Genomic DNA, 10,681 nt, shown 5'->3' with positions numbered 1-10,681 from the left:
CCCCCCGTCGCGGCGGCCAGGAGGGGCCATGACCGCGACGACGGCGAGGGCCCGGGCACGCGAGCGGCGGCGGGGCCGCATCGAGTGGACGGCGCTCGAGCTCTTCCGCAGCCGGGGCTCCGACCGGGTCACCGTCGAGGAGGTGTGCGCCGCGGCCGCCGTCGGGCCGGCCACGTCCCACCGCCACTCCGGCTCCGAGGAGGGTGTCGTCCTCGCCTACCGGGAGGAGTTCGCCGAGGCGCTGCTGGACGCGGTCGACGCGGTGGGCGCCCTCCCGGAGCCGGCTCGGTTGCCGGCCGTGCTCGTGCGGTTCGCCGCCTTCCTCGAGTCGCAGGACTCGTCGCCGGCCCTGCGGGACCAGATCGTGGTCGGCCACCCGGGGCTCATGCGCTCCGCGCTGGCCGTCCAGCGCGACGTGGAGGGCCCGCTCGCCGCGGGGCCGGCCCGCCTCCGGGGGCTCGCCGCGCCGGACACCGGGGCACTGCTCGAGGCCGGGGTGGGAATCCTCGTCCTCCGGACCGCCGTCCGGTGCCGGCGGACGGGCGGTGGGCCCCTCACCGGCGCGACGACCCGCTCGCTCGAGGAGCTGCGGGGCCTCCTCTGCCGACCGGCCTGACGTCCACGACGACGACACGACGCCTCGATCGATTGACTTTCGATAGGTGCCCATCGAGACTCGATGCATGGGGACGACGCGCCGGGTGGTCGGCATGCTCCGGGTCCTGCTCGCGCTGGCGTTCGCCGCCCTGGGGACGGCGCAGGTCGTCGTCCTGCCGTCGCTGTGGGGCGAGCTCGCCGCGGACTGGCCGGAGCTGGCGGACGTGCGCTGGCCGTCGCTCGGCGTCGCGGTGCTGGGACTGCTCTGCGTCCAGGTGGTGATCGTCTGCACCTGGCGGCTGCTCGCCCTGGTCGAGGCCGACCGCATCTTCTCCGAGGCCTCCGTGGCCTGGGTGGACGCGATCGTGTGGGCCATCGTCGCCGAGTGCGCCCTGCTGGCCGGGGCGCTGCTGTACTCCGTCGCCGTCTGGGGCGTCGCCGGGCCGTCGACCGCCCTGCTGCTCACGCTGGTCGCCGCGGCGGTGCTCGGGCTGCTGGTCGTGGTGATGCGGGCACTGCTGCTGCAGGCGACGACGCTGCGGACCGACATGGAGGCGGTCATCTGATGCCGATCGTCGTGCGCATCGACGTGGAGCTGGCCCGGCGCAAGATGAGCGTCGGCGAGTTCGCCGAGCGGGTCGGCCTCACGCCGGCGAACGTGGCGGTGCTGAAGAACGGCCGGGCCAAGGCGGTCCGCTTCAGCACCCTCGAGGCGATGTGCCGGGTGCTGCAGTGCCAGCCGGGCGACCTGCTCGAGTGGGTCGACGACGAGGCCGCCGTGCCGACCGCCGAGCCGGTCGCGCGCGAGGGCCGCCGGTGACCGCCGAGGTCGACGTGCTCGTCGTCGGCGCCGGGCTGGCCGGCCTGCGCACCGCGGCGCAGCTGGCCCGGCGCGGGCACGAGGTGCTGCTGGTCGACCGGCGCACCGGCCTGGCCGGCGCCATCCGGACCACCGGCATCTTCGTCCGCAAGACGCTCGACGACTTCGCCCTGCCCCCGGAGTGCCTCGGCCCGCCGATCCGGCGGGTCGTGCTGTACCCGCCCGGGCTGCGCCGGCCGGTCGCGCTGGAGTCCGGTCGCGACGAGTTCCGGGTCGGCGACATGGGCGCGCTCTACGAGGCGGCCGCCCGCGAAGCGGCCGCCGCCGGCGTGCGGATCGCGCTGGGCACCCGCTACGCGGGCCGGCGCGACGGGACGTACCTCCTGGCGGGGGCCGGTCCGCACCGGGTGCGGGCCCGCTTCGTCGTCGGTGCCGACGGCGCCCGCTCGGCGGTCGCCCGCGACCTCGGCCTGGACCGCAACCGGCACCTGCTGGTGGGCGCGGAGGAGGTCTTCCCCGTCCCGCCCGGCGAGCGACCGCCGACGTTCCACTGCGTGCTCGACCCCGCGCTCGCGCCGGGCTACCTGGCGTGGGTGGTGGACGACGGCGAGCACGCCCACGTGGGGGTGGCCGGCTACGCCGACCGCTTCCCCGACGGGCTGCGCCGGACGCTGGACCGGTTCGCCGCCTCGGCGCCGGGACTGGCGGGCGTCGCGCGGCCGGACGACGTCGAGCGGCGCGGCGGCCCCATCCCGGTGGGCGGCCTGCTGCCCCGGATCGGCTGCGCCGAGGGGCTGCTCGTGGGGGACGCCGCCGGAGCGGTGTCGCCGCTGACCGCCGGCGGGCTCGACCCGTGCCTGCGGCTGTCCGACCACGCCGTCGACGTGCTCGACGACGCGCTGCGGACCGGGCGGCCGGACCGGCTGGCCGCCTACGACGGCGCCGCGCTGCGGGCGGGCTTCCGCGGGCGGCTCGCGCTGCGCCGGGGGCTGGCCCAGGTGCGCACGCCGGCCGTGGCCGCCGCGGCCTTCGCGCTGCTGCGCACGCCGCCGGGGCGGGCGGCGGCCCGCCGGATCCTGTTCGGCGACCGGTCGTTCCCCGACGTGGTCCCCGCTCAGCCGGCGTCGAACCAGGTGATCCGCTCGGGTGCGGCCGCGAACGGGTTGGCCCACTCCGACGCCGCACCGGTGATCGGCGCCGCGTCGGTGACCACGACGAACGGGCTGCCGGGGTAGATCGCCAGCACCCGCGAGGGCGACGACAGGTGCTCGGTGCGCTCGACCAGCTCGCCGCGGCGCAGCTGCGACGTCGTCCGCCGTCCGCGGAGCTCCTCGCCGACCCGCGCCTCCCACTCGGCCCCGTCGGCGGTGAAGGCGATCGCGTGCACCCGCCGGCCGGCCGGCGCCGGCTCGCAGCCGGCGAACTCGGCGAGCGCGTCGTAGAGCCGCTCGGCCTGCTCGTCGTCGCTCGCCCGCGGGAGGAAGAAGGCCGCCATGCCCGCATCCTCGCCGCCGGCACCGACAGGACGGCGCTCCTGGGGCGGGTGGGGCTCCAGGGGCGGGAGGGGCGGGAGGGGCGGTAGGGGTGCCGAGGGCGCCCCTACCCGGCCGCCCGGCGATGACAGGGGTGAGGGGCCGCGCCGCCGTCCTGCCCTCGTCTTCCCCCGTGGGCGAGGGAACCGGCGGCGCGGTCCCTCCCTCGGACCACTGGTGGAGGGACCCGCGATGACCGGAGCGACCGCCCACGACGAGGTGACGACGGCCCTCGAGATCGACGTCCAGCAGATCTACGACCGGGCCCTGCTCCGGCTCGAGGTCCTCGCCGTGCGCTGGCGCCGGGCCCTGGCGGACCTCGCCGCGCCGCCGGCGGCGGAACCGCGGGGCCGGGACGCGGCCTGACGACGCCGCGCAGGGAGCCCTTGCCCGCCGGCCCCCGGCGCGGGATCGTTCGGGTGCCGCCGGGACGCTCCGGAGCCGGAACGCCTCCGGCCGCTCCGAGAGGTGGAGCGCCATGCTCTGGGCGATCGTCGACGTCCTCGCGTTCATCCTGGTCATCGCCGGGGTCGTGGTCCTGGCGAGACGGGACACGGCCCGCTGGGAACGCGAGGGACGGGTGGTCCCCGGTCGGGCCGGACCGCCGGTCGGGCCGGCTCGGCGGCTGCGGGGCGCCGAGCGGCTGCGGGCGCGGCTGCGCGGGACGGCCGCCGGCGCCGGACGCGCGGCGAGGCGGGTCCGCTCCCTGCCCGGCGCCGCGCGGGTGCGGCTGACCGCCGTCCGCGACCGGCCCCGCCGGCGCCGTCCCCTGCGGCGCGGGCGCGAGCGGGTCAGCCGGTGGCTGCGGCGTCCCCGAGGGCCCAGAACAGCCGGTGGTCCACCCACGAGCGCAGGTAGCTGACCCCGGAGGTGCCGCCGCTGCCGCCGGCGTCGCCGAGCATGCGGGCGGCCACGCTGAGGTGGGTGCCCTTCCACCGGCGGTGCGCGGCCTCCAGCGCGGCCATGCTCGCCGTCACCCCCGCGAGGTCGGCGGGCGACCGGTCGCGGGCCGCCAGCCAGGCTCCGGCCAGCGAGGAGGTGTCCCGCGCCAGCTCGGCGGTGACCGCCGGGACGCTCTCGAACGCGGGGCAGCCCAGCCGGTGGGCCGGCGGGGTGCCGCAGCGCGCCTCGAACCGCTTGTACTGCTCGGACTGGATAGCGCTGGCGCCGTCGGTGAACTCGCGGAAGGTGTGGAACGCCTCGTACCGCAGCGTGGCGACCATCCGGAACAGCGACTGCCCGCGCTCGACCAGCGCGGTGGCCCGGTCCACCAGCGCGGCGGCGTCGGCCGGCCGGTCGTCGTCCAGGGCCGCCGCCGCGGCCGCGCCCCGACGGGCGGCGACGCCGTAGACGGTCTCGTGCGCCTGCAGCGCGCGGATGAAGAAGTACTCGTCGTGCACCGTCGACACGGGGAGCACGGTGAGCTCCAGCCAGTCCGCCGCCCAGCACTCCGGGGCCACGGGCAGCCGGGCCAGGATCTCCGGCAGCCCGGCCTCCGGGTCGTGCGCGATGCCGGCCAGCAGCTCGGCCGCCGCCGGCGCACCGAGGTTGGCGGTGAGGAACCGCACGGCCTGGCGCACGCGGGTGCGCAGGGTGCGCTCGTCGGGCCGGTCGAGCGGGCCGACCGCCTTGTCCCGCCGGGACGCGCACAGCTCGTGCCGGACGACGTCGGCGGCCAGCAGCGCCGCCAGGGCGACCGGGTCCAGCGGCTCGCCGGGGCCGTCCACCAGCCGCTCCAGGACCGGCAGGCACAGGTAGGTGCGGTTCCAGTAGCGGTCGTCGTGCTTGGCCAGGGCGCAGTCGAGGAAGGCGTCGAGGGCGGCGTCGCGGCCGCGGTGCCGGGCGCGGACGTCGGCCAGGTCGGCCAGCAGCGAGGGGTCCAGCGCGTGGGTGCCGGTCCAGCGCACCTCCCGGGTCACCGCGCGGGCCAGGGCGCGGCCGTCGAGCTCCTCCTCGCGCACCCCGGGTGTGCGCCAGCGGGCGATCTCCGCGCGCACCTGGGCACCGGCGTCCCGGCGGTCGAGTTCCGCGGGGCAGCGCGCCCCGGCGCCGGCGACCGGCAGCGCGCCGCCGGTGACGTCCACCCCGACGACCGACCCGTCCGCGCGCATCCGGTCCTCCCGGTACGAGGCCCCCGTCGCGTGCGACATCGTCCGCCGCCGGTCCCCGCACGGCAACGCCCTGCGCCGCCCGGTTGTGCGGACCGGCGGGGACGGGTAGACGGGCACGAGCAGCGGTCGTCGTCGGGAGAAGGAGCCGAGCCATGGCGGAACTGAAGGTCGAGCAGGAGCTGGAGCTGGGCCGCCAGGAGGTGGCGGCCCTGCTCTCCGGGCTCGCGCGGGGGCTGGGGGGTGCGGGGGAGGTCTCCGTCCGGTTCGGCGCCAGCACGCTGGAGCTGTCGGTGGCGGAGCGGGTCCGCTGCGAGCTCGAGGTGCAGGTCGACGGCGACGAGATCGAGCTGGAGCTCGAGCTGAAGTGGTCGAGGTCGAGCGGGTCCGCCGGCGCGCCCGAGGAGCAGGGCGAAGCCGGGGACGACGGCCCCGCCGGGGAGGGGACGCCGTCCGAGGAGGAGCCCCCGTCCGAGGAGGAGCCCCCGTCCGAGGAGGAGGGGCCGTCGGAGGCGGAGGCGCGGTCCGAGGACGGCTCGGCCGGCGAGGGGTCCGCCGCGGAGGCGTCCGACGACGAGGACGAGGGAGCCGGGCAGCCCCGGGCGGACGAGGGCGGGAAGACGTCGGGCGCCGGGCGCCGGGCGCCCACGAGCCGCGGCCGGCCGGCGGGCCGCCGACCGGCGCAGGGCTGATCGCCCCCGGCCGGGGTCAGGCGGCGGGGAGCACGAGGAAGCGCCGCAGGTCGACGTGCCAGTCGACCTGCACCCGCCGGCCGACGGAGCCGGAGGGCCGCACGAGGTCGAAGCGGGTGAGGTCGCCGCCGGCGTCGGCCCACAGCAGCGCGAGGTGGTCCACCCGCGTGCGCGGCGCCGGCGGGCCGGCCACGTCGAGCTGCAGCTGGCGGTCGGGCTCCTGCCGGTAGAAGGCGCGCAGGCCGTCGGTGGCGGCCGCGGGCAGCTCGCCGTCCTCCGACCGCCAGACCCGGACGACGTCGGTCGGGGTGCGCAGGATCAGCCCGCTCATCGCCAGGCCGAGGTTGTCGGTGCTGGTGTCGAGGAGCGCCAGCTGCCGGGCGAGCAGCGGATCGGACAGGTCGTCGGCGTCAGCGCCCCACGGCCGCAGCTGCTCCATCGCCTCGCGCCGGACGAGCTGGTGGTCGAGGTGCCGGTCGGCGGCCGGGTTCCAGCCGTGCTCGGCGTGGATCGCCGCGCTCACCGCGACGCCGCGGGACAGCGCCTCGTGGACGGCGAGGAGCAGGGGCCGCAACCGGGCGACGACGGCGCCGGGGGAGTGGTCCACGGCCGTCCAGTCTGCCGGTCCGGCGCGCGCGGAGGCGGCCGCGACGCACCGGTCGGACCGCCCGGCCGCCCAGGGCCCAGCGCAGCGCGGCGAAGTTGACCAGCCCGACCAGGCCGTTGACCCCGTACACGACGGCCAGCGTCGCCGGCTCGCCCGCGTCGGGCACCAGCACGGCCCACCCGGCCAGCGCCACGCTGTTCGCCGCCAGACCGACCAGCGCCATGCCGCCGCCCACCCCCTGCCCGCGCGCCGCCGAGGCCCCGCCCGCCGCGAAGGTGACCCGGCGGTGCAGCTCGTTGCCGAGCACGGTGGACGCGCCCGTGGCCACCAGGTTGCGCAGCAGGTCGGGTGCGCCGGTGGCCGCGCCGAGCAGGAGGAAGAGCAGCCCGTAGGCGGCGCTCGACGTCGCCCCCATGGCGACGAAGCGGAGGAACGGGGCGACGAGCACGACGACCAGCGTCGCCGTCCGCGCGCCGGGGCGCGTCGTCCCGGCGCTGGCTCCTCGCCTACTGCATCCGCGGTACGCCCGCCCGCACGGTGCCTGCGCGCGGACGACGACGCCGGCCCGCGGGCGCGGCAGGCTCGTCGCCATGACCCCGCAGCGCCCGGGCAGGACCCGGTGAGCGTCGTCGACGGGCTGGTCTCGGCCACCGAGCAGGTCGTGGACGCCCTCGGGTACGTCGGCCTCGCCGCGGTCATGCTGGTGGAGAACGTGCTGCCGATCCCGTCGGAGGTCGTCCTGCCGCTGGTCGGCGTGCGGACCGCCGGCGGGTCGCTGCTGTTCTGGGCGGCGGCGCTGGCCGCCACCGTGGGCTCGGTGCTCGGCTCCTGGGGCCTGTACCTGCTGGGCCGGGCCGGCGGCCGGCCGCTCGTCCTGCGGCTGCCGCGCGTCCTCGGCATCACCGGGCCGCGGCTGGCGCGCGCGGAGGCGTGGTTCGCCCGCCGGGGCGACCTCGTCGTGCTGTTCGGTCGCCTGGTCCCGGGCGTGCGCGTCCTCGTGTCGGTGCCGGCGGGCACGCTGCGCATGCCGGTCGGCCGCTTCCTCCTGCTCACCAGCCTCGGCGCGGCGGTGTGGAACACCGCCTTCCTGTGGCTCGGGGTGGCGCTGGCCGACCGCTGGGAGTCGGTGGTGGGCGTCCTCGAGACGGCGACCCCCGTCGCGCTGGCCGCGGCCGCCGGCGCCGTCGTCCTCGCCCTCGTGGTCCGCCGGCTGCGCGCCGTGCGGGTCCAGCCCTGATGCCGGCCCGCCGGCCGCTGCCGACCGACGAGGGGCGCTCCTCCGGCGCGCCGGGCGGATCGGCCGCTCCCCATGGGGTAGGCCGGGTCCCCGTGACCTTCGAAGGCGCCGGGCGCTGGGCCGCCGCGCACCCGCGACTGGTCGACGCGGGCCTGGCCGTGCTCGTCGTCCTGCTCGCCCTCCCGGGGCTGAACGGGCACGGGCCCGACGCCCGGCCGCCCGGGCTGCCGGCGGTGGGGCTGTTCCTCCTGGGCGCGGCCACCCTCGTCGTGCGCCGCGAGCACCCGCTGCCGGTGTGGGCGGCCACCACGACGGCCGGGGTGCTGGCCGTGCTCGTCGGCGGCCTCAGCACGGTCGCCGGGGCGGCGGCCTGCCTGGCCCTCTACAGCGTCGGCCGGCAGCTGTCCCTGCGGACCACCGCGCTGGCGGTCCTGGTCTCCGCCGCGGCGTTCGTCCTGGCGTCGGTGGTCGTCGAGGGCGCCTGGCTCGACGACCGCATGGACGTACCCGGCCTGGAGGCCCTGGCGTGGGGCGGCGGCGCGGCCGCGGTCGGCGTCGCCGTCCGCAGCCAGCGGGCCGCGCTGGAGGCGGCCGAGGCCCGGGCCCGGCAGGCCGAGCTGACCCGCGAGGAGGAGGCCGAGCGCCGGGTGACCGACGAGCGGCTGCGCATCGCCCGCGAGCTGCACGACGTCGTCGCCCACTCGATCTCGGTGATCAACGTGCAGGCCGGGGTGGCCCGGCACCTGATGGGGACGCGACCCGAGCAGGCCTCGGCCGCGCTCGGCCTCGTGCGGGAGGCGAGCCGCACGGTGCTCTCGGAGCTGTCGGCGATCGTCGGCCTGCTGCGCACCCCGGAGGAGGACGCGCCCACCGAGCCCGCCCCGGGCCTGGCGCGGGTCGACGGCCTCGTCGACTCCGCCCGCCGGGCCGGGCTGCAGCTGAGCTGTACGGTCACCGGCGAGCCGGGCGGGCTGCCGCCGATCCACGACCTGACCGCCTACCGGGTCGTCCAGGAGGCGCTCACCAACGCGGCCAAGCACGGCGACGGCACCGCCGAGCTGGCGATCCACCACGGGCCGGAGGGGGTCTCGATCGAGGTGCGCAACCCCGTGGGCGCCGCGGACCGGGCCGCGCCGGGCGGCGGGCACGGCCTGATCGGCATGCGGGAGCGGGTCGAGGCGGTGCGCGGCCGGCTGGTCACCGGGGCGGCCGACGGCCTCTTCACCGTCTCGGCCCTCGTCCCGCGGGCGTCGGCGTGACGGTGCGCGTGCTCCTCGCCGACGACCAGGTGCTCATCCGGTCCGGCTTCGCCGCCCTCATCGGCAGCGCGGAGGACCTCGAGGTGGTCGGCGAGGCCGGCGACGGCGCCGCGGCGGTCCGGCAGGCGCGGGCGCTGCGCCCCGACGTCGTCCTCATGGACATCCGCATGCCCGGCACCGACGGGCTGACCGCGACCCGGGAGCTCACCGGGTCGCCGGACCTGCCCGGCGTCCGGGTGGTCGTGCTGACCACCTTCGAGGCCGACGAGTACGTGCTGGAGGCGCTGCGGTCGGGGGCGAGCGGGTTCCTCGGCAAGAGCGTGGAGCCCGACGAGCTGCTCGACGCCGTGCGCGTGGTCGCCCGCGGCGACGCGCTGCTCTCCCCGCGGGCCACCCGCAGCCTCATCGCCCGCTTCCTCGCCGAGCCGCACGGCGCCGCCCCCGGTCCGGCCGACCCGGCGCTCGACGTGCTCACCGACCGCGAGCGCGAGGTGGTGGCCCTCGTCGCGCACGGGCTGAGCAACGACGACATCGCCGCGCGCCTGTTCCTCTCGCCGCTGACCGTGAAGACGCACGTCAACCGGGCGATGAGCAAGCTGCACGCGTGCGACCGCGCGCAGCTGGTGGTGCTGGCCTACCAGACCCGCCTGGTCCGGGCGGGCGATCCCGAGCCGCGCTGACGCGCCCGGATCGCCCACCGCGCCCGGCGCGGGGCCGGGTGGGGCGGGAGCGGTTCCCGGGGCCGGTGGGGTGCACGGGGCGGCAGCGCGCCCCCTGGGCAGGGCGTCGGCGATGACGCGGACGAGGGGCCGCGCCGTCGTGGTCCCCACCCGCCTCCCCCCGTGGGCGGGTGGTCCCGGCGGCGCGGTCACCTCGCCACCTCCGCAGGAGGGCGAGCCCGTGGCGAAGAAGGCCGGCGGCCACTTCCGCCGGTCCACCGACGTCCAGCGGAAGGCGCTCGCGGACTACCTGGCCGCCCGCGTCGAGCACCTCGAGGCGGAGCGCGGGTATGCCGAGCTGCTGATGCGGACGCTGCGGACCCGCGGCGCGGCGACGGCAAGCGCATCGCCGGGTTCGTCGACCGCGAGCTGGCCCCCGCCCGCCGGCGTGCACGGGCGCTGCAGCTCTCCGCCGTCGCGAGCGCGGTCGACGTCGACGGCCTGTCCGAGCTTGTGCCGTCGGTGCGGGGCGAGCTCGGCCGGGCGGTGGACCTCCCCCTGCTCCTCGCCGCGCTCGGCGTCGACCCCGATCTGGCCGGCCAGATCGTGGAGCGCGCCGTGCCGCTGCTCGACCGGGCCGTGACGCGGGTCGGAGGAGCGTGACGTAGCTGCCGGCCACGCTGCGCGGTCGCCCCGCCGGACGGCATCCCCGTGGCGCCGCCCGGGGGCAGCGCACCGGTCCCGACGTGCGACGCTGCTCGCCTCTTCCCCCGGGCACGGAACGGATGGTGGCCGTCATGCCACGCTCGGCCCGCTCTGCACAGCCTGCGCGTCGCTCCGGCGTGCGCGGTCGCCAGGCCCCTCCGCGCCGCCGACCGCGACGGCGGCAGGAGGTCCAGCCCGCGCCGGTGACGGTGCGCAGCGTCGGCAAGGACCTCCTCCGGGCGTTCCTCGAGGGGATGCGCAGCGGACGCCGCACCTCCTGAGGCGTCGTCAGGCGCTGCCGGCCGGCCCGGACGGCGCCGGGGACCACGCCGCGCGCAGCCGCTCGCGGCCGGCCGCCGCCAGCGCCGTGGGGGGGGGGGGGGGGGGGGGGGGGGGGGGGGGGGGGGGGGGGGGGGGCGGGGGGGGGGGGGGGGGGGGGGGGGGGGGGGGGGGGCGGGGGGGGGG

The 10,681-nt window shown here is 78.4% G+C and carries 12 protein-coding genes; 10 read left to right on the top strand and 2 right to left on the bottom strand.

The features are described 5' to 3' along the window. Window positions 1-28 precede the first annotated feature (28 nt). The 5 genes from ACI8AF_RS24685 (at window position 29) to ACI8AF_RS24665 (ending at window position 3,315) form a co-directional block, all read left to right on the top strand. On the top strand, window positions 29-616 hold the full coding sequence (locus tag ACI8AF_RS24685) for a TetR/AcrR family transcriptional regulator (protein WP_456542420.1): 588 nt from the start codon (window positions 29-31) through the stop codon (window positions 614-616). Window positions 617-683: 67 nt separating this feature from the next. Beyond that, a complete protein-coding gene (locus ACI8AF_RS24680) occupies window positions 684-1,163 on the top strand; it encodes a DUF2975 domain-containing protein (protein ID WP_456542419.1) in 480 nt (159 codons plus the stop codon). Continuing rightward, window positions 1,163-1,417, top strand: coding sequence for a helix-turn-helix domain-containing protein (locus tag ACI8AF_RS24675; RefSeq protein ID WP_456542418.1), 255 nt, complete (start codon window positions 1,163-1,165; stop codon window positions 1,415-1,417). The genes ACI8AF_RS24680 and ACI8AF_RS24675 overlap by 1 nt, the downstream gene beginning before the upstream one ends. Continuing rightward, window positions 1,414-2,652 (top strand): FAD-dependent oxidoreductase, encoded by a 1,239-nt coding sequence (locus ACI8AF_RS24670; RefSeq protein WP_456542417.1) that lies wholly within the window; start codon window positions 1,414-1,416, stop codon window positions 2,650-2,652. Before ACI8AF_RS24675 ends, ACI8AF_RS24670 begins: the two co-directional genes overlap by 4 nt. 489 nt (window positions 2,653-3,141) lie before the next feature. Then, window positions 3,142-3,315, top strand: coding sequence for a hypothetical protein (locus tag ACI8AF_RS24665; protein ID WP_456542416.1), 174 nt, complete (start codon window positions 3,142-3,144; stop codon window positions 3,313-3,315). A 425-nt stretch (window positions 3,316-3,740) separates the two neighbouring features. Here the strand turns inward: ACI8AF_RS24665 and ACI8AF_RS24660 are convergent, their stop codons facing one another. Further along, entirely contained in the window at window positions 3,741-5,060 is a 1,320-nt protein-coding gene (locus ACI8AF_RS24660) for a hypothetical protein (RefSeq protein ID WP_456542415.1), read from the bottom strand. Window positions 5,061-5,212: 152 nt separating this feature from the next. Between ACI8AF_RS24660 and ACI8AF_RS24655 the strand changes: the two genes are divergently transcribed. Continuing rightward, a complete protein-coding gene (locus tag ACI8AF_RS24655) occupies window positions 5,213-5,749 on the top strand; it encodes an amphi-Trp domain-containing protein (RefSeq protein ID WP_456542414.1) in 537 nt (178 codons plus the stop codon). A 16-nt stretch (window positions 5,750-5,765) separates the two neighbouring features. Here ACI8AF_RS24655 and ACI8AF_RS24650 read toward each other — a convergent pair whose 3' ends face one another. Further along, window positions 5,766-6,356, bottom strand: coding sequence for a hypothetical protein (locus tag ACI8AF_RS24650; RefSeq protein WP_456542413.1), 591 nt, complete (start codon window positions 6,354-6,356; stop codon window positions 5,766-5,768). Window positions 6,357-6,975: 619 nt separating this feature from the next. Here ACI8AF_RS24650 and ACI8AF_RS24645 point away from each other — a divergent pair. From ACI8AF_RS24645 to ACI8AF_RS24630, 4 genes are all read left to right on the top strand, one after another. Beyond that, window positions 6,976-7,593 carry a DedA family protein gene (locus ACI8AF_RS24645; RefSeq protein ID WP_456542412.1) on the top strand — a complete coding sequence of 206 codons (618 nt, stop codon included), beginning with the start codon at window positions 6,976-6,978 and terminating at the stop codon, window positions 7,591-7,593. A 92-nt stretch (window positions 7,594-7,685) separates the two neighbouring features. Continuing rightward, complete coding sequence (locus tag ACI8AF_RS24640) at window positions 7,686-8,852, top strand: sensor histidine kinase (protein WP_456542411.1); 1,167 nt, start codon at window positions 7,686-7,688, stop codon at window positions 8,850-8,852. Beyond that, a complete protein-coding gene (locus ACI8AF_RS24635) occupies window positions 8,849-9,532 on the top strand; it encodes a response regulator transcription factor (protein WP_456542410.1) in 684 nt (227 codons plus the stop codon). The genes ACI8AF_RS24640 and ACI8AF_RS24635 overlap by 4 nt, the downstream gene beginning before the upstream one ends. A gap of 501 nt (window positions 9,533-10,033) precedes the next feature. Next, window positions 10,034-10,174, top strand: a complete 141-nt coding sequence (locus ACI8AF_RS24630) for a hypothetical protein (RefSeq protein WP_456542409.1) — start codon at window positions 10,034-10,036, stop codon at window positions 10,172-10,174. Window positions 10,175-10,681: the final 507 nt, after the last annotated feature.

The organism is Blastococcus sp. SYSU D00669, assembly GCF_054050715.1.
Note: the sequence above shows the minus strand (reverse complement) of the source record. Positions and strands in the feature narration are given on the sequence as shown.